This window comes from Sphingomonas agri (genome assembly GCF_038148795.1).
Taxonomy (GTDB): domain Bacteria; phylum Pseudomonadota; class Alphaproteobacteria; order Sphingomonadales; family Sphingomonadaceae; genus Sphingomicrobium; species Sphingomicrobium agri.
In genome coordinates this window covers 907504-925351 of record NZ_JBAPEU010000001.1, presented here as the reverse complement: position 1 = coordinate 925351, position 17848 = coordinate 907504, and the positions used below count along the sequence as shown (strand labels likewise).

15 protein-coding genes are annotated in these 17848 nt (G+C 64.2%); 10 read left to right on the top strand and 5 right to left on the bottom strand.

Features of this window, described 5'->3' with window-relative positions; all coding sequences use genetic code 11:
- Window positions 1-7: 7 nt before the first annotated feature.
- Both V8192_RS04560 and V8192_RS04555 read right to left on the bottom strand, forming a co-directional pair.
- Window positions 8-742 carry a hypothetical protein gene (locus V8192_RS04560; protein ID WP_341631861.1) on the bottom strand — a complete coding sequence of 245 codons (735 nt, stop codon included), beginning with the start codon at window positions 740-742 and terminating at the stop codon, window positions 8-10.
- Between the two features lie 123 nt (window positions 743-865).
- Window positions 866-994, bottom strand: a complete 129-nt coding sequence (locus V8192_RS04555; RefSeq protein WP_341631860.1) for a KGG domain-containing protein — start codon at window positions 992-994, stop codon at window positions 866-868.
- 195 nt (window positions 995-1189) lie between these two features.
- On the opposite strand from V8192_RS04555, the gene V8192_RS04550 reads away from it, so the two are divergent.
- Genes V8192_RS04550 through V8192_RS04515 form a run of 8 tightly spaced genes read left to right on the top strand, consistent with a single transcriptional unit; the run spans window position 1190 to window position 8773 of the window.
- On the top strand, window positions 1190-3046 hold the full coding sequence (locus V8192_RS04550; RefSeq protein WP_341631859.1) for a methanol/ethanol family PQQ-dependent dehydrogenase: 1857 nt from the start codon (window positions 1190-1192) through the stop codon (window positions 3044-3046).
- Window positions 3024-3587 carry a c-type cytochrome gene (locus tag V8192_RS04545; RefSeq protein ID WP_341631858.1) on the top strand — a complete coding sequence of 188 codons (564 nt, stop codon included), beginning with the start codon at window positions 3024-3026 and terminating at the stop codon, window positions 3585-3587. The genes V8192_RS04550 and V8192_RS04545 overlap by 23 nt, the downstream gene beginning before the upstream one ends.
- Entirely contained in the window at window positions 3584-4609 is a 1026-nt protein-coding gene (gene coxB, locus V8192_RS04540; protein ID WP_341631857.1) for a cytochrome c oxidase subunit II, read from the top strand. The genes V8192_RS04545 and coxB overlap by 4 nt, the downstream gene beginning before the upstream one ends.
- On the top strand, window positions 4606-6570 hold the full coding sequence (gene ctaD / locus V8192_RS04535; RefSeq protein ID WP_341631856.1) for a cytochrome c oxidase subunit I: 1965 nt from the start codon (window positions 4606-4608) through the stop codon (window positions 6568-6570). The genes coxB and ctaD overlap by 4 nt, the downstream gene beginning before the upstream one ends.
- Complete coding sequence (locus tag V8192_RS04530) at window positions 6567-7178, top strand: cytochrome c oxidase subunit 3 (protein WP_341631855.1); 612 nt, start codon at window positions 6567-6569, stop codon at window positions 7176-7178. The genes ctaD and V8192_RS04530 overlap by 4 nt, the downstream gene beginning before the upstream one ends.
- Window positions 7175-7507, top strand: a complete 333-nt coding sequence (locus tag V8192_RS04525; RefSeq protein ID WP_341631854.1) for a hypothetical protein — start codon at window positions 7175-7177, stop codon at window positions 7505-7507. The genes V8192_RS04530 and V8192_RS04525 overlap by 4 nt, the downstream gene beginning before the upstream one ends.
- The gene (locus tag V8192_RS04520) at window positions 7495-8376 is read left to right on the top strand and encodes a cytochrome c oxidase assembly protein (protein ID WP_341631853.1); all 882 of its coding nucleotides are present in this window, start codon (window positions 7495-7497) and stop codon (window positions 8374-8376) included. The genes V8192_RS04525 and V8192_RS04520 overlap by 13 nt, the downstream gene beginning before the upstream one ends.
- Complete coding sequence (locus V8192_RS04515) at window positions 8357-8773, top strand: c-type cytochrome (RefSeq protein WP_341631852.1); 417 nt, start codon at window positions 8357-8359, stop codon at window positions 8771-8773. The genes V8192_RS04520 and V8192_RS04515 overlap by 20 nt, the downstream gene beginning before the upstream one ends.
- A 5-nt stretch (window positions 8774-8778) precedes the next feature.
- Here the strand turns inward: V8192_RS04515 and V8192_RS04510 are convergent, their stop codons facing one another.
- From V8192_RS04510 to V8192_RS04500, 3 genes are read right to left on the bottom strand one after another with little or no spacing between them, the layout of a single operon-like run.
- Entirely contained in the window at window positions 8779-9507 is a 729-nt protein-coding gene (locus tag V8192_RS04510; RefSeq protein ID WP_341631851.1) for a hypothetical protein, read from the bottom strand.
- Window positions 9504-10328 (bottom strand): COG4705 family protein, encoded by an 825-nt coding sequence (locus tag V8192_RS04505; protein ID WP_341631850.1) that lies wholly within the window; start codon window positions 10326-10328, stop codon window positions 9504-9506. Before V8192_RS04505 ends, V8192_RS04510 begins: the two co-directional genes overlap by 4 nt.
- 10 nt (window positions 10329-10338) lie before the next feature.
- Window positions 10339-12336, bottom strand: coding sequence for a TonB-dependent receptor (locus tag V8192_RS04500; protein ID WP_341631849.1), 1998 nt, complete (start codon window positions 12334-12336; stop codon window positions 10339-10341).
- 310 nt (window positions 12337-12646) lie between these two features.
- Here V8192_RS04500 and V8192_RS04495 point away from each other — a divergent pair, with 310 nt between their 5' ends.
- Together V8192_RS04495 and V8192_RS04490 are read left to right on the top strand one after the other, a co-directional pair.
- The gene (locus V8192_RS04495) at window positions 12647-14449 is read left to right on the top strand and encodes a ShlB/FhaC/HecB family hemolysin secretion/activation protein (protein WP_341631848.1); all 1803 of its coding nucleotides are present in this window, start codon (window positions 12647-12649) and stop codon (window positions 14447-14449) included.
- Window positions 14449-17844 carry a DVUA0089 family protein gene (locus V8192_RS04490; RefSeq protein ID WP_341631847.1) on the top strand — a complete coding sequence of 1132 codons (3396 nt, stop codon included), beginning with the start codon at window positions 14449-14451 and terminating at the stop codon, window positions 17842-17844. The genes V8192_RS04495 and V8192_RS04490 overlap by 1 nt, the downstream gene beginning before the upstream one ends.
- The last annotated feature ends 4 nt before the right edge of the window (window positions 17845-17848 follow it).

Here is a 17848-nt window from a genome sequence, read left to right as displayed (position 1 = left end):
TCTGTTCTTACCGGGGCGCTGGTTGCGCGTATCCGAACCATCCTGCAACCGCCTCTCCGCTTCGATTGAGGGCCGGACGGAAACGAAGCCGCTCGTGGGCAAGGTTGCAAATCACCGAATCGATGCCCGCGACCCCGGTACCGCGGTCGACCATACATTCGGCGACGTAGCCGCGCGCATCGACGCGCAGCCTCAAAAAAACGGTCGAGCGCGGCGGCCAGGCATCGAGAAGCTCGCGCGGGAAATCACGCCCGCTCATCACCGGGCTGACGAGGTGAGGCGGATCAGCAACGCCGCCTGCCCCGCCGCCTGGACCGTTGCCGCCGTTGCCGCTTCCCTCCCCGGTTCCGGCGCCGCCAGCGCCCGTACCCGGTCCTGCAAGGTTCGATGCGCCCTGCGTCCGTTGAGCGCCCTGCCGCGGCGTGTCGCTTGCGGCAATTTGCTGGATGGGCGGTGTTTCAATCCTGGGCCTCGGAGCTGCGACAGGCGTCGCTTTGCTTCTGATGTTAATCGGCGCCGAAGAGCCTTCCTTGAGCCTTGGCTTGGGCTGCTGAGGCAGCTCGCGCGGAGGAACCGGCGGCTTGTCGGCAAAGTCGAACAGGCTCAAGGTCTCCTGCGGATCACTAAGATCGATCTTCCCCGACAGGTGGAGGAAGGCGAATAGAAGCGCTGCATGCACCCCGACCACTGCAGCGATCGCACCGCCCCGGTCTCGCCTGCTGATATTGCTCCTGTAAGCCACGCATTCTCAAACGCCGAAGGATCGCGCCCTGTTGCGAATGCCCCTTTTTGGCAAAAGAGAAAGCGCCGCGCGCTCCTTAAGCCGCCCGGCGCTTTTCATTGGGGAACGATTGCTGGAACTACCCTAGCGGGCGCTTGCCTTGCGGCCGCCGCCGTGGCTCGCCTTCCCTCCCTTGCTGGCTATCTCGCGCTGTTTTGCGGGATCCATCGCGGCAAAGCCCCGCTTGGAAGCACCACTCTTCGCTGCTGCCATGTGACTTCTCCCTTCTTGATGGTGGCAGCTCGGCAACGCGACGCGGCCTTCAGCAGTTCACAATGCTGATCGAGGTTAGCGCACTGCCGTTTCATGAGGGTACATGAGGGGTGAAGGCCAAGAATTGAAACAACGGTAGGAACCAAGGGTAAAGGCAGGGTTTCTTGCCGGAAACGACACTGGACTGGGGGCGTAATGCGGCGCGTTCCAACCGCAACTCTCTTCAGCATGATCGCAGCGGTCATGAGCCTTGGGGCTTGCGACCGCTCCCAGGAGAACCAGCAGCTGGGCTCGGCGAAAGTCTATTCCGGCGTTCCTTCGAGCAACCATGCGATAGCCCCCGCCGCCGCCTCTCCTGCCGATGACGGCAACTGGACGATGCCGTCCAAGGATTATGCCTCGACACGCTTTTCAGGGCTCGACCAGATCATTCCGGGGAACGTCTCCAAGCTCGCACTGAGCTTCACTTTCTCGACTGCGACGACCCACGGATACGAGGCTCCGCCACTCGTCGTGAACAACGTGATGTACCTCATCACGCCCTTTCCCAATTACCTCTATGCGCTCGACCTCACCAAGCCCGGCGCGCCGACCAAATGGGTGTTCAAGCCCAAGCCCCTGGCAGCGAGCCAGGGCGTCGCCTGCTGCGACACCGTCAACCGGGGTGCGGTCTATGACGCCGGCAAGATCTTCTTCAACACGCTCGATGGGCAGACGATCGCCGTCGATGCCAAAAGCGGCCAGCAGGTCTGGCGGGCGCAGCTCGCCGATATCCAGAAAGGCGAGACGATCACCATGGCCCCGCTGGTCGCGGGCGGCAAAGTGCTGGTCGGAAATTCGGGCGGCGAAATGGGCGTGCGCGGCTGGCTTGCAGCGCTCGACGAGGGAAGCGGAAAGCTTGCCTGGCGCGCCTTTAACACGGGGCCCGACAAGGACGTTCTCATCGGACCCCGGTTCAGGCCCTTCTACGCGATGGACCGCGGCAAGGACCTAGGGGTCAAGTCGTGGCCGCCGGAAGCCTGGAAGATCGGCGGCGGAACGGTCTGGGGATGGCTAAGCTACGATCCCGAAACGAAGCTCATCTATTATGGCGTCGGTAACCCCGGCCCCTGGAACCCCGACCAGCGCCCCGGCGCCAACAAGTGGACGACCGGCGTCTTTGCGCGCGACGTCAGCAGCGGCGAAGCCGTCTGGTACTATCAGACGACGCCCCACGACCTGTTCGATCACGACGACATCAACGAGATCATCCTTGCCGACATCCCCTGGGGCAGCGGCCGGCGTCCCGTGCTCTTCCATCCTGCACGGGCGGGCTTTTTCTACGTGCAGGACCGGCGCACCGGCGAACTGCTCTCGGCGACTCCTTATGGCTATGTGAACGCCTACAAGGGCGTCGACCTCAAAACGGGAATGATCATTCCCAATCACGAAAAGGACCCCAAGGTGGGCCGGGTCGTGCGCGACATTTGCCCGGCCGCTCCCGGTCTCAAGGACTGGAACCCGTCGGCATTCAGTCCCGTCACCGGCCTCGTCTACATCCCCCACAACAATATCTGCATGGACTTCGGGGCGATGGAGGCAAACTACATCGCTGGAACGCCCTATGTCGGCGCCGACGTCAAAATGTACCCCGGACCGGGCGGGAACCGCGGCGTCTTCACGGCCTGGGATCCCATCAATCACCGCAAGGTCTGGGAAATTCCCGAAGACCTGCCGGTCTGGAGTCCCGCGCTCGTTACGGCCGGCGGGGTCGTCTTTTACGGAACGATGGACGGATGGTTCAAAGCCGTCGACGCCAGGACCGGAAAGCAGCTGTGGCGCTTCAAGGCAGGCAGCGGGATCATCGGCCAGCCGATCAGCTACCGGGGCCCCGATGGAAGGCAGTATGTCGCGGTCGTGGCCGGCGTCGGCGGGTGGGCGGGCGCCGTCGTCTCGGCCAAGCTCGACACCCGCGATCCAACAGGTGCGCTGGGCTTCACCAACGCGATGAAGGACCTGCCGATGAAAACCACGGCCGGAGGCATGCTCTATGTCTTCACGCTTCCGCGCTAGCCTTCCCGGCATTGGCCTCCTTGCGCTCGGCGCCCTCAGCCTTGGCGCGTGCGACAGCCAGGAACGTCACAGCCGGGCCAAACCGATCGGAGAGACGGTTCCTGAAGGCCAGAGCCCCGATACGATCTGGCCGGGCGGGACAACGCCGCCACCGCTCGATGCCCGCGCCAAGATCTATGACAACAATGCCCCCGCCATCGCCGAAGGGCAGGCTCTCTATATGCAGATGAACTGCGTCGGCTGCCACTTCCATGGGGGCGGCGGCATGGGTCCGCCATTGATGGACGACGAATGGCGATACGGCGGGCGGATCGACCAGATTGCAGCCAGCATCGCGGTCGGCCGACCCAACGGGATGCCCGCGTGGAGGGGCAAGCTCACCGACGACCAGATCTGGAAGCTCGCCGCCTACGTCCGGACGCTGTCCGGCCAGCCAAGCAAGGACGTCGTCGGTAGCCGGTCGGAATCCATGAGCAGCACGACGCCCGGCTCGCTAACGCCTCGCGAGCCCGCGCATACCTCGGATACAGCCGAGCAATGAGCATGCGTGCACGGGCGCCATCTCTGCCCGCGCTGCTCCTGCCCGGTGCATGCGACTATCAGCATTACCAGAGCGTCTACGGCAACGCGGCAGCCGAAACCCGGCAGTTCAATACGCTGTTCCTCATCTTCCTTGCGGTCTGCGGGGTCATGTACCTGCTGGTGATCGCCTTCCTTTTTGCCGCGACCCTCCGAGGGCGCCGTAGCGGGGCTGCCAACGTGGTCGAAGAGGGGCGGCACCACCACTCCGACGCGGTGATGCGAACCGGCTTCCTCATCTGGGGCGCGCTCGTTGCAACGGGGCTCTTTATCCTCGCGGTCTTCAGCTTCATCGCCGACCGCTCGATGGCAAGCGCGGCCGGACGCGAGAAACTCTCGATCACCGTCACGGGAAATCAATGGTGGTGGGACATCAGCTATAATGCGGCGGACGCCTCGAAGACCCTGCGCACGGCAAACGAACTTCACCTGCCCGTCGGCGTGCCGGTGCGCATCTTCCTGAATTCGAATGACGTCATTCACAGCTTCTGGGTGCCAAGTCTTGCAGGCAAGCAGGACCTTATCCCGGGCCGACAGAACGACATCACGATCACGCCCACGAAGATCGGCATCTACCGCGGACAATGCGCCGAGTTCTGCGGTGCGCAGCACGCGCACATGGCGCTCGTCGTTGATGTCGAGAGCTACCCTGAGTTCATAAAGTGGTGGGAGCACCAGCTGCGGACGGCCCCGCAGCCAAGAACGCCGCTCGTTCTTGCCGGCTACAAATTCGTGACCAGCCGCAACTGCAGCGCCTGCCACTCGATCGCCGGGACACCCGCGGGCGGCACGCTCGGCCCGGACCTCACCCATTTCGCAAGCCGGCGCAGCATTGCGGCAGGAACGATGCCGATGAGCGAGGGCAATCTTTACGGGTGGGTCGAAGATCCACAGTCGATCAAACCCGGGAACCACATGCCGACGATTGGCCTCGAGCCCGACGAGCTTCACGCGGTCGTCGCCTATCTCGAGACTCTCAAATGAACCTTCCCGAGCGTGTCAGAAAGGAAGACGAGCGGCTCGCAAGGGAACGCCAGAAGATCGCCCGCGACGGACCGGACCTCAGCGGGCCGGAGCTCGAGCAACGCCTCGAGCGCGCGTGGCGGCGGCCACCGGGAATCCTCGGCTGGCTCGCAACGGTCGACCACAAGGAAATCGGCCGCCGCTACATCATCACCGCGCTCGTCTTCCTCGCGCTCGGCGGAGTGCTCGCGCTTGCGATGCGCCTCCAGCTTGCCCGGCCCGACAGCAACCTCATCAGCGCCCAGCGCTACAACGAACTGTTCACGATGCACGGCTCGACGATGATGTTCCTGTTCGCCGTGCCTGTGATGGAGGGCGTTGCCGTCTTCATCATTCCCCTGATGATCGGCACGCGCTCGACCACCTTCCCGCGCCTCAACGCCTTCAGTTACTTCATGTACCTGTTCGGCGGCCTCATGCTGTGGATCGCGTTCGTGCTCAACATCGGGCCCGACATCGGCTGGTTCGCCTACACTCCCCTCTCGGGCCCGCAATTCTCGCCCGGGAAGCGCGCCGACGTCTGGGCGCAGATGATCACGTTCACGGAAGTCTCCGCGCTCGCTGCAGCAGTCGTGCTCATCTGCACGATCCTCAAAGCGCGAGCGCCCGGCATGACGCTCGCGCGCATGCCGCTGTTTGCCTGGGCGATGCTGGTGCAGGCGGTGATGATCCTATTTGCAATGCCGGCGATTGCTCTGTGCTCAGGGATGCTGATCTCGGACCGCCTGATCGGCACCAATTTCTACAATGCCTACGAGCATGGCGATGCCCTCCTTTGGCAGCACCTCTTCTGGTTCTTCGGGCATCCCGAGGTCTACATTATCTTCCTTCCAGCGACCGGGTTCGTCAGCGTCATTACCGAGACGTTCTGCCGCCGACCGGTCTTTGCCTATCCGGTCGTAGTCCTCGCGCTCGTCTCGACGGGAATCCTCGCCTTTGGCCTTTGGGTCCACCACATGTTCGCAACCGGCCTGCCGCGCGTCGGCTACAGCTTCTACACGGCAGCGAGCATGACGGTCGCGATTCCGACCGGCCTCCAGATCTTCTGCTGGCTCGCGACCATGTGGGAGGGTCGCCCCCGTTTCGAAGTACCGATGCTCTATGTCGTCGCCTTCATCATCACCTTCGTGATCGGCGGGCTCACCGGCGTGATCATCGCTGCCGTCCCGCTCGATCTCCAGCTTCACGACACCTATTTCATCGTCGCCCACTTCCATTACGTGTTGATCGGCGGCGCCGTCTTCCCGCTGCTCGGGATCCTCACCTATTGGTATCCCAAGATCACGGGCAAAATGATGAGCGACACGCTCGGCAGGATCAGCTTCTGGATGGTGTTCCTGGGCTTCCAGCTCGCTTTCTTCCCGATGCACTTTGCGGGCCTGCTGGGGATGCCGAGGCGCGTTTACACCTATCCCGCGGGCCTGGGCCTCGAACTTCCGAATCTTCTCTCGAGCATCGGCGCGTTCGTCGTTGCAGGAGCAGTCCTGATTTTCGTCGTCAACGGGATCCTGTCCATTTATCGGGGCCGGCCGGCACCTGCCGATCCCTGGGGCGGATCGAGCCTCGAATGGGCGACGAATTCGCCTCCTCCCGTCTACAATTTCGCGCACGTTCCGGTGTGCGAGAGCAGGACTCCGATGTGGGATCTCGGCAAGGAACTTCCTGTCGTTACCGGCCTTCGCGTCGATGAAAAGGAAATGCTGCTGACAACCGTCGTCGCCGCGACCCCCGATCTTCGCGAACCGGTGCCACAACCCAGCCTCTGGCCGTTCATCGCATCCTGCGCCGTCGGCATCTTCTTCGTTTCCTCGATCTTCTCGCCCTGGGCAGTGCCGTTCGGCGCAATTCCGGTGGCGATCGCCCTTACCGCCTGGTTCTGGCCCAAGGAGCTGAAGCGGGAACCGGAGCCGGTGATCATATGAGCCGGGCGCCGCGCTTCACCAACTCCGTCGCCGACCTCCCGACCTCCAAGTTCGGCCCGAGCAGCCTCACGTGGTGGGGAATTATCGGCTTCATGGTGATCGAAGGCGCCGGCTTCGCGCTCGCCTTTGCAGCCTATTTCTTCATCATGGGCCATGAACAAGGCTGGCCGCCCGAAGGCCGCAGGGCGCCCGAACTGCTTTTCGGCACCCTGTTCACGATCGTCATACTCTTAAGCGAAATTCCCAACTCGATGATCAAGAAAGCGGCGCGCGAGCGGGACGTCCCAACGATCCGCGCGCTCATGCCGGTGATGATCGGCGTCGGCATCCTGCTGGTCATCATCCGGGGCTTCGAGTTCAACAATTTGAACTGCCGGTGGACCGACGATGCCTATAGCTCGATCATCTGGGCCATCCTCTTCCTCCACACCACCCACCTCCTTACCGACTGGGCGGATACGATCGTCCTTTGGGCGCTGATGATGACCGACGTCGGCTGGGAGGGCCGCCGGCTCGTCGATACCGACGAGAACAGCCTCTACTGGCGATACGTCTGGCTGTTGTGGCTTCCGATCTACGCCATGATCTACTGGGTGCCGCGGCTATGAAGGCAAAGGGCATCAGCGATGCATTCATGCCCTGGGCCGGCCTTGCGCTCGGTACGCTCGGCTATTTCCTCACCCACCAGATTGGATCGGATTCGACCTTTCAGGATTGCCGCTTCTCCAGTCCCTGGATCGTCATCCTCGCGACATTGCTCGGGCTCGTGGTCATTGCCCTTGGAGCGCTCGGCTCGTGGAGAGTCTATGCCGGCGAAGGCGAGACGCCCGCAAGGCGGCTCGTTGCAACGGTCGGCCTTCTCGCCTGCGCCCTCTTCACGATCGGCGTCATCCTTCCTTCCATCGCTGCGCTGGTGATCCCAAGATGCTGGGCCTGAGGCTCATTGCCCTTGCGCTCGCGTGCGTTGCAGCGCCTGCACTTGCGCATGGCGGCCATTCGGGCCCTCCCGGCTGGACCCTCGACCCGCTCCTGACGGCACCTCTCCTTCTTCCGCTGCTCGTTTATCTCATCGGCTGGCGCCGCCTGTCGGCCCGCGCCTCCGTTCCGGTACGTCCCGGCCTGTTCCTCGCCGGCTGGCTGGTCCTGGCGCTTTCGCTTACCTCGCCGCTGCATCAGGCGGGAGAAATGAGTTTTACCATGCACATGATCGAGCATGAGCTCATCATGCTCGTCTCCACCCTCCTCCTTGCTTCCTCATCTTCGGGCGCGGTCCTCGCCTGGGGCCTTCCGCGGCCACTGCGCCATGCGCTTGGCGGAAGCTGGAAAGCGCCGCTTCAGAGCTTGTGGCGCCGCCTTACCGAGCCTGTCACTGCAACTGCCCTTCAGGGGGCCGTGATGTGGGTATGGCACGCCCCCCTGCTGTTCGATGCGGCGCTCGACAGTTTTTCCTGGCACATCGCCCAGCACGCGTGCTTCCTCCTGAGTTCGCTCCTTTTCTGGTGGGCGATGCTTCACCCCCGAAGGGGGCCGGCCGGGTATGGGACCTCGGCCGCCTGCCTGTTCGCGACCTCGCTCATTGGCGGCGCGCTGGGCGCGCTGATGAGCCTGTCCTCGAGCCCCTGGTATGCCGATTATGCAGCCCTGGGCATGACCGGGATCGGCCTCGATCCGGTCGACGATCAGCGACTGGCTGGGCTCATCATGTGGATTCCGGGAGGCCTCGTCCATGGCGCGGCAGCACTCGCCCTGTTCTACAAGTGGCTCCGGGCCTCGGAGGGAGGCGGCAATGCGCTCCCTGTCCACTAAAACCTTCTTTGGCATTCTCGCGGGCATCGTCTTTGCGGTGGCGGTCGCCGGCATCGTCTACAAATACTTCGAGCAGCGGGATCGGATGCGCGTTCACGCTGCCCTCGAAACCGGCGGCGACCCTATCCGCGGCGAGGCCATGTTCATCCAATATGGCTGCGGCAGCTGCCATGAACTGAAGAGCGTCCGCGATGCCACCGGCAGAGTCGGTCCGCCGCTCGACGGAATCGCGATCCGCGTCATCGTTGGCGGACATCTTGCAAATACTCCGGCCAACATGGAAAAATGGATCCGCGATCCGCAGCACGTATCGCCAGGGACCGCGATGCCCGACCTTGGGGTCGGCCACGGCGATGCGCGCGACATCACCGCCTTCCTCTACACCCGCGCCAGATAGGCCTCTCAGAAGTTGAGGCCGAGCGCCGCATAGAAATGGTAGCCGGTCCGGTGGTCGGCCCAGGTCGGCCCGCCCGACACAAGCAGGTTATCGTGTTTGGAGAGCCTGATGACCGAGCCGGCGCCCGCCCGCGTCTGATCCGATCCGCCAACGGTATCGGGCCCTTGCCGGGTGATCTCGGCGCCGACGGAGACGGTTTCGCCAAGGTCCTGCGTCAGGGCAATCGCAGCCTGCCAGAAATCGCGATTGCCCGCTCCCGGATTGATCTCGTAGCCGCCCCCTCCGAACAGACTGGTCCCGCCCTTGAAATCCTTGCCGAGCCACAAGGGCAGGAGAAACCTCGTCTTTTCGCCCGGAGAGTGGCTCGCGGTCGGAAGGATCGCCCGCGGAAAAATCGCCGCGGAAAGGCCGGCCTTCTCGTCGTGAAAGAAGCGATATTTGATCCCGACCTCGACATCGCCGGTTCCACCCTTCCATCCCTCGAGTCGCGCGTGGGAGAAGCTCAAGGGGAGCGTGGCCGTCAGCTGAATGCCCTGGGCGGCTCCGTAGTTGAGGTCGAGGCCGACATCCTCCTCGATACTCGAGCGATGCCCTTGGCCCGCGCTGAACGCATAGATTTCCCAATGACCCGTATCCGTCGGGACGGGGTCGTCGGTAAGATAGGGAGGACCTGCAATCACAGGGGCTGCCACGCCCGCAAGGATGAGCGCGGCAAGCCGGCAAATGCTCTTCACGTCCTTGCTTCGGCCGTCTGCGGGTGGCTCCCTGCCCGTTGCGGCAGCAGCAGAATGAGCATGATGATCGCGACCGCCAGCACCACCGAGGCAACCGGCCGGCTGAGTTCCAAGCCTCCCCTGGCGACTGGCTTGTCGAGGAAGTCGCCAACTGTTGCCCCGAGGGGCCGAGTGAGGATGAACGCTGCCCAGAACAAGACAACGCGGTTCACCTTGGTCGCGAAGTAAAGGATGGCAAGGACTGCAAGCGCACCGCCGAAAACGAGGGCTGCGCCCGAATATCCAAGGCCCCAGCCGCCTTCCCCGACGTCATCCGCGGCCCAGTCGCCAAGCGCCGTGCCGAGTGTCTGCGAGAAGGTGATGGTAAGCCAGTAGAAGGCCTCCGCCTTTGACGTCGTGATCGTGTTCACATTGACGGTGCCGAGCGACCGGTGCCACGCGAACAGCGTCAGAAACACGCAGCTCAAAAGCAGTAATGAGCCGCCCGGATAGCCAATGCCAAGGGACCGGTCGGCAAAATCGGCCAGCGTCGTCCCGCAGGTCGTCGAGGCGATGATCGTCGCCCAGTACAGCCATGGGTTGAACCCGCGCGCGCGTATCTGGAGCCAGACGAACAGCACGAGCGCAATGCCGAACATCGCCGTTCCGACCAGATAGCCGTTCAGAGCCGACTGGCCGGCCTCCGGCGTCGTTTCTCCAAGCCAGGTCATGCTGACGGTATCGCCGCCGGTCTCGCCGAGCGTCGTCGCGAGAATCTTGATGATCCAGAAACCGAGCGTGATTGCCGGGACCTTGCTCAAGATTTCTTCTCGTTCGGTCACTCGCTTTTTCCTATCGCAGCCGCAGTCCGATCCACAGCGTCCGCGGCGTTGCCCGTTCAATGGATCCATCGCCGTTGAATGCCGCCATCACGAGGGCATTCGTCACATTTTCAGCGCGGGCCACAAGCAGCAAGCGGCCCGCGAGCGGCCATGTTGCAGACGCATCGACTGTCGTCGCGGCCTTGAGCAGGCGGGTATTGAGGTCGTCCTCATACTGCCCTCCGACCCTTCTCAGCACGATCACGAGGCTCCTGCCTCCTTCCTCCCAGCTTCCCGACAGGGTCGCGGCGAACTCGGGCGTCTCGGCCGGCCGGAGGCCGCTGAGCGCTGCTGCAGCGCCGCCTGCCTCGATGCGGGCGTGGCTGAAGCTTGCGCCTGCGCTCAGGGTCCACGGGCCATGCGACCAGCCGGCCGATGCCTCGATCCCGCGCACCTTGACCGCATCGATATTCTCCCGTTGCCGGAAGGCCCCGCCCGCGCCCACGAACCCGACCTCCGGAAAGGTGCCCGGCCCCTGCGCGAGGGTCACGTTTGCGATGGCATCGTGAAGCCGGTTGACGAACCCCGTGACAGACGCTCGCCAGGACCCCTTTTGATATTCGACACCGGCTTCGAGACCGGCGAGGCGCTCGGGGTCGAGGTCAGGGTTCGCAGCAGTCGCATCGCTTCCGGCACGAAAGGGCCGGAACAATTCGTTGAGCGTCGGCATCCGCCAGCCAAGATAAGCTGCCGAGCGGAAGCTTAAGCCTCCGCCAAGCGGCGCAAGGATCCCGCCGCGGGCCGTCGGAAGCCATCCACTTCGCCTTGGATCCCGCTGGTCGCGAAGGACGCCGCCCGTCGCGATCGTCTGTTCAAAGAGGTGCCCGCTCGAAACCTCCCAATGATCGAGCCGTGCACCGGCAGTAAGAGTGATCCCGGCAAGGATTGCCGATGCTTCTGCGAAACCCCCGGCAGTCAGCGTCTCGCCGCCGGCGCGCCGGCGGCGCGTCGGGCTTGCAGCGACAAAATTGGAGAGCTCCCGCGTTTCCCCACGGGTCCGCCGCGCGTCAGCGCCGAGGCGAAGTTCGATCCCGAGCGGCATCGGCGGACGAACTTCGATGCTTCCGCCAAGCCCGTAGGACGGAACCGAATGCTGCAGAAGTACCCTGGTGGCGACCCTGCGTGCCGGATCCAGGCTCGCGGTGCTGCTCCGAAGGTCGCGCGATTGCCAATAGCCAAGCGCGCTCCACTGCCAGTTGTCGTGCCCAACGAGACGGATCGAGCCTTCGGCCCCATTGGTCCGGTCGGAGCTGAAATCGGTGCCGCGATTGCGCCAGTCGTGGAAGGCGGAGACACTTGTCTGAAGTTCGGTCGCGCTGCCGAGCGGCATGACCCAGCGTCCGCGCGCGCTCCAGTCGCGATAGGGTGCCGCCCTGTCGGCGGGGCCCCGCGTTGCAGCCGTGATCGGAACAAAGCCATCGCTCCGCTCGGCGCGCGCGAAGGCGGCGAGGTGCCCGCCGCCCGTGGCCAGACCGATGCGTCCACTAGCATCGAACGAATTGCGGCTGCCGGCATCGATGTCACCGGCAACAGCATCATCCGTGCGGCTCGTCATCTCGATCGTGCCGGCAAGCGCTCCAGGTCCGTAGCCGACGCTTCCGCCGCCGCGCACGACACGGATATCCGACAAGGTCATGGGATCGTACGCCGGCCAGTTGATCCACCCGCCGAACGGATCCGTCTGCGGCACGCCGTCAAGAACAAGGAGGGCGCGGCTCGAGGCGTTTCCGCCCAACGCCCGAAGGGTCACTCCCTGGCTGGTCGGATGACCGCTGCGCGCGTCCGAGCGGCGGAACAATTGGACGCCGGGAACATCCTTCAAGAGCTGGTCGAGGGCACGGCTCGGCGACTGGTCGATCTGCCGTGCAGTGATCCGATCAGTCGAATACACGCGCTCGGCCCGCGGGTCAGGAAGCGCCCTCCCGGTGATGACGATGGCCGGCGGGGCTGAAGGCAGTGCCTCGATCACTACCTCTACAGGATGTCGTAAAGGGTGGCCGCGACGGTCAGGAGGGAGGTCGCAGCAACGCCCAGGAGGGCCCAGGGGGCCCACCAAGGCCAGGACAATTTTTGGGTCGCATCGGGCTTCACCATCACGTCCAAATTCTGCGCCGGGCCTCCGGTTCCGTCGAGTGAATTCCCGGCAAGGGCGGGAGAATCGACAGCGCAAATATAATTGTTGTTAAAAAATAGTTGCTGAGCTGGAGGTAAATTGGTCTAGTTTCGTGAGATCTTCGGGGCGACTCGGAGCAATTCCAACGGGGAAAGGGGCGCCCCGGATGAAGCTGAAACGCGACGAAACTGCGGGGAGGTTCGGCGCGGCGTTAAGCCGCGTAGCGCCGATTCTCGCCTCTCTAACCCTCGCCGCGTGGGCGACCTCCGCAGGCGCGCAGTCCGCGGCACAGGTGGTCCCGCCAACGCGCGAGGAAGTCACCCGCCCGATCATCAGTCAGCCGCCGCAGCCCCAGAGCCGCCTTCAGATCGAGGGTGGGATCGAGCGATCCCCGTGCGCCCTGGACGGGCCTGAATTCAAGTCGATCCACTTCGTTTTCAGGGGTGCCGAGTTCGACGGGTTGCAAGGTCTCACAAGAGCAGATCTTGCCTCCACCTATGCCCAGTACATGGGCCGCGACGTACCGATCTCGACGGTCTGCGAAGTCCGCGACCGGGCAGCGACGATTCTGCGCAATGCCGGCTATATCGCGGCGGTCCAGGTCCCGGAGCAAAGGATCGAGGGCGGAGTCATCCGCTTCCAGGTGCTGATGGCGCATTTGACGCAGGTGCGCGTGCGCGGCGAGGCAACGGGCGCGGAGACCGTGCTTGCCGCCTATCTCAACCAGCTGACCAAGCGGCCGCTGTTCAACCGGTACGAGGCCGAGCGTTACCTGCTCCTCGCAAGCGACCTGCCAGGCTATACCGTCCGCCTGACGTTGCGGCCTGCAGGGACGGCGCCGGGCGACGTCATCGGCGACGTCACCGTTCAGCGCCTACCCGCCTACGCCGACTTCATCATCCAGAACGGCGGCAGCAGAGCGCTCGGGCGCTGGGGCGGATTGCTCCGGGGCCAGGTGTTCGGGCTCACCGGCCTTGGGGACAGGACATCGGTGTCGGTCTTCAGCACGTCCGACCTCCACGAACAGCAGACGATCCAGCTCGCGCACGACATGCGGCTTGGCGGTGAGGGCCTCAGCCTTTCCGGCGCGTTCACCTATGCCTGGGCGCGGCCCCACGTCCCGGACGCCAACATCCTTTCAAAGACCCTGCTTGGCACGATTGAAGTCGGCTACCCGTTCGTTCGCCGCCAATCGGCCACCGTCCGGGGTTCGGCCGGCATGGACATCGTCAACCAGGACGTCTGGCTCGACCATGCCAAGATCAGCCGGGACCGCCTGCGCGTCGCGTTCCTGCGTCTCGGCATCGACGCCATTTCTACCGACTACAAGAACGGTTTCTCGGCGGCCGAACCGCCCTGGCATTTCACCAGCCTCATCGAACTGCGCCAGGGGCTTCATGCCCTGGGCGCCAGCCACGATTGCGGACCGGCGGGCGTCAATTGCCTTGGTCCTGGCGACCTCCCGCCGAGCCGGATCGAAGGCCGGTCCGACGCGACGGTCCTAAGGTACACGGGCTATGGCGAGGTGCGCCCGGTGCCCAAGCTCACCTTCGCCCTCGGGCTTCGGGCCCAATATGCCTGGAAACCCGTCCTTAGCTTCGAGGAATTCTCGGCAGGCAATTACACCGTCGGCCGCGGCTACGACCCGGGCGCCATCCTTGGTGACCGCGGCGTCGGGACGCAGGCCGAGATCCGCTACGGAAGCCGGATTCCGTTGAGCGCGAAGAAGCCTGCAATCGAGGGTTATGCCTTCTGGGACCACGCGGCCGTCGGTCACCGCGACAGCCCGATCATCGTCGGGCGCGAGCGTCTCGATTCAGTTGGTGGCGGTGCCCGAGTGAACTGGGACCGCTTCGTCCTCGATGCAGGCCTTGCCTTTCCGCTCACCCGCATCGGGGCGCTCGACCGCAAGCCGCCGACACGTTTCCTCATCTCTCTAACGACCAGGTTGTGGCCCTGGAGGTACTAATGTCCGCGTATGCTTCCTCTCGGCAGTGCCGGGGAAAATTCCTGATCTCCTGCGCTACGGCGGCGCTCGCGATCGCGGCCCTGACTCCATCAGAAGCAAGGGCGCAGGCCTTCCAGGGCAATCCGCAGACGGCGAGCGGAACGGTCACCTACACCCGATCGACGCCCGGCACCGAAACCGTGACGGTGGGCAGCACTACGGCAACGATCAACTGGACCCCGAGCGATGCCCAAGGAACAGGCAACATCAATTTCCTGCCGAGCGGCAATACGGCGACCTACCAGGCAGCACAGGGCGTCTCGGGATTTACCGTTCTCAACCGCATCGTGCCGACGCTCGCCACGCGCGCGATCGAGCTGAACGGCACAGTTCTTGGGAAGCTCGCCGACAATACGACAGGCGGAAACATCTGGTTCTACAGCCCGGGCGGGATCATCGTCGGTCAAAACGCGATCATCGACGTCGGCGGACTGCTCCTCAGCACGATCGATCTCCCCAGCGGCTTCACGACGAGCGCAAGCGGGTTCACGGCCAATTTCTCCAAGAGCCAGGACGCCGCGGGAAAGATCCAGATACTGCCAGGGGCCCAGATCAACGCGCGCAGTGCCTATGTTGCCATGGTCGCGCCGCGCATCGAACAGGGCGGGAATGTCGCCGTGAACGGCTCAGCCGCCTTTGCGGCGGCGGACGGGCTCACCATGACCTTGAACCAGGGGTTGTTCGACATCGCCGTACCGGTCGGCAGCGGCACCTCGGACAGCAACGGCATTGTTCACACGGGTACAACGGGCGGTGCGGCGAACCAGTCCGCCAGCGATCACCACAGCATCTACATGGTGGCAGTACCCAAGAACGAGGCGCTGACCATGCTCCTCGACGGTTCGGTCGGCTTTGCTCCGGCGGCACAAGGCGCATCTGTCGAGAACGGCCAGATCGTACTTCGTTCAGGCTTCGGTTCGAGCGGGACAGAGGGCGGCATCACGATCGGCTCGCAAGGTCCGGCATCCTTCTCCTCGACCGTTCTCGGCCAGTCGGACGGGCCGATGCTCATCGAGGCGACGAACGGGAATACGGCCTTCAGCCGCGACCTCTCGCTCACGAACGCTTCCGCTGCGGGCGCGGGCATCACGCTCACCGCGACGGGCGGACATGGTCTCACCGTCGGCCGGAGCGCGGTGCTCGATGGCCACGACAATGTCGGCATCAATACCGGCAGCGGCGGCAGCATCACGGTTTCCACGAGCCTCAATGCGGTGTCCGGCTCCACACTGTCCCTATCGGACGGCGAGGGGACGGGAAGGATCACCGTGCCGACGCTTTTCCTGTCCGGCAGGAGCGTTACGAACAACGCTCACCCGACCATCACCAACCTTTCTGTTGGAACCTCGGGCAACTTCGACTTCGGCGATATCTCGGTCCCTGGCTTTCTCTCGCTCACCACCGATGGAAATCTCGCCGCGGGGAATCTGTCGGCCGGAACGGCACTGACGATTGTTGCCGGCGGCAACCTTGCAGTCCACGACGCGGCTGCAGCGACGGCCAGTTTCGAGGCGACGGGCACGGCGAGCTTCCTGGGCACCGTCCGTTCGCCAACAATCACTGTCACGTCGGGAGACATCAGTATCACGCAGGGCGCGGCGCTCGGCGTTTCCGGCGTCACCAACCTCCTGACGCTGAACGCTGTCAGCTCCAACCCGATTTACATCGGTGCCAATGCCTCGGCTCCGGCGGGATCCTACGTTCTTGACGAGGACGGCGACATTCACTCGGCCAACGTGGTCATCAATGCCGCCTTCCCCCAGGCAGTGAGCAGCCAGGCGGTTGCGCAGGCGGCCCAGGCTTCCGGTCCCGAAGTCATCATCGGAAACGTGCACATCGATGGAAGCCAGACGCCGGGCGGCGGCCTTGCTCATGCGACCGTCAACACCAACGGGACAATCCGCGTCGAGGGCGGAATTGACTTCGTCAACGCCGCTTCAACCGACAGCCTGCTCCTTTCGGCGGGGCAACGCATCGAGGTGATCACGCCCGGCGGCGGCATCCGCATGATCAACGGAACCGCGCCATCGGGAGCGCTGACGCTCAAATCGGATACGATCGTTGCGAGCGACAGCGCGCTCGCAAGCCAGCTTTCGGCCAATGCCAATTTCGATGGACGCGCGCAGGCACTCGCAACCAACAACGGGCCGGTGAACCCCGCGGGATATCTCCAAGCCGGCGGGATCCAGCTGCTCGCGGGCAGCAACATCTTCATTCAGAATACCGGCACCGCCACCGATTTTGCCGGACTGACGGTCGGAGGCGGCGGTCTTCTGATCGGCCGCTATCAGCCGATCACGACGCCGAGCGGCGCTCCGGGCTTCTCCTTCGTCGGTACGCTGACCACGGCCAACGACGTGCTGCGCTTCGATTTCACAGTAACGGTGCAGTCGCAGATCACCCTTCGCACTTATTCCTACGCGGGAGGCACGAACTCGCAGGGACAAGTGATCCCCTCGGGCGGTTTTGACCCAATCCTCGCGCTGTTCAACGCCGCGGGCACGCTCATCAACCAGAACGACGACGGCGGCATCAACGTGCCCGCCGATCCCAATACCGGGGCACACTACGACACGTTCCTCACCTCGCTGCTGCCGGCTGGCACCTATACGGTGACGGTCATGGCCTACAGCAACTTCGCTATCGGACCCAACCTCTCCAACGGCTTCCGCAACAGCGGCAATTTCAACGGGCGCTCGCCCAATTTCGCCTTCGACGTCCTCGGCGCCAATACGGCCACGGGACCGGGCGCCACCGGTGCTCTCAACGTGATCGCCTACGGGCGGCGGCAGAACGCGGACGGCGGCTTCACCAGCGGACAGGATTTCTTCAACCAAGTGAACTTCGGCCTCAATTCCGGGGTCACTTACGCGCAAGGTTCGACCCTCAATGGCATCGCGATCGGCGTAACTCCGCCGCCCCCGCCCCCGCCCCCGCCACCGCCACCGCCACCGCCACCGCCGCCACCGCCGCCGCCACCGCCGCCGCCTCCGCCGCCGCCGCCGCCTCCCCCGCCTCCGCCGCCTCCGCCGCCGCCTCCGCCTCCGCCGCCTCCCCCGCCTCCTCCGCCGCCGCCGCCTCCTCCTCCTCCACAGACACAGGCGTCAGAATCGATTCTCGGGCCAATCCAGCAGTTGGGAAGCCCGAGCGAACTCGCCTCGACCGACCCGAGCGAGTCCGAGCAGCAAAAGAGCGAGAAGGAATCGGACAAAAAGGATAAGGATGATGACGGCAGCAACAATCCCTCGCTCGGCCTCATCAATTCGGACCCGGTGCAGCTCAAGACCGATCTTGAGCAGCCGGTCACGAGCGGCGGCATGGATACGATGATCGACAATCCGGGCACCTCAAACTGATTGG

What these genes read in the sequence shown, in the direction of transcription:
- V8192_RS04545 (WP_341631858.1), top strand. Translation starts at nt 3,024, where the DNA reads ATGTCTTCACGCTTCCGCGCTAGCCTTCCCGGCATTGGCCTCCTTGCG.
- V8192_RS04495 (WP_341631848.1), top strand. Translation starts at nt 12,647, where the DNA reads ATGAAGCTGAAACGCGACGAAACTGCGGGGAGGTTCGGCGCGGCGTTA.
- ctaD (WP_341631856.1), top strand. Translation starts at nt 4,606, where the DNA reads ATGAACCTTCCCGAGCGTGTCAGAAAGGAAGACGAGCGGCTCGCAAGG.
- V8192_RS04530 (WP_341631855.1), top strand. Translation starts at nt 6,567, where the DNA reads ATGAGCCGGGCGCCGCGCTTCACCAACTCCGTCGCCGACCTCCCGACC.
- V8192_RS04550 (WP_341631859.1), top strand. Translation starts at nt 1,190, where the DNA reads ATGCGGCGCGTTCCAACCGCAACTCTCTTCAGCATGATCGCAGCGGTC.
- V8192_RS04520 (WP_341631853.1), top strand. Translation starts at nt 7,495, where the DNA reads ATGCTGGGCCTGAGGCTCATTGCCCTTGCGCTCGCGTGCGTTGCAGCG.
- V8192_RS04515 (WP_341631852.1), top strand. Translation starts at nt 8,357, where the DNA reads ATGCGCTCCCTGTCCACTAAAACCTTCTTTGGCATTCTCGCGGGCATC.
- V8192_RS04525 (WP_341631854.1), top strand. Translation starts at nt 7,175, where the DNA reads ATGAAGGCAAAGGGCATCAGCGATGCATTCATGCCCTGGGCCGGCCTT.
- V8192_RS04555 (WP_341631860.1), bottom strand. Translation starts at nt 994, where the DNA reads ATGGCAGCAGCGAAGAGTGGTGCTTCCAAGCGGGGCTTTGCCGCGATG.
- coxB (WP_341631857.1), top strand. Translation starts at nt 3,584, where the DNA reads ATGAGCATGCGTGCACGGGCGCCATCTCTGCCCGCGCTGCTCCTGCCC.
- V8192_RS04490 (WP_341631847.1), top strand. Translation starts at nt 14,449, where the DNA reads ATGTCCGCGTATGCTTCCTCTCGGCAGTGCCGGGGAAAATTCCTGATC.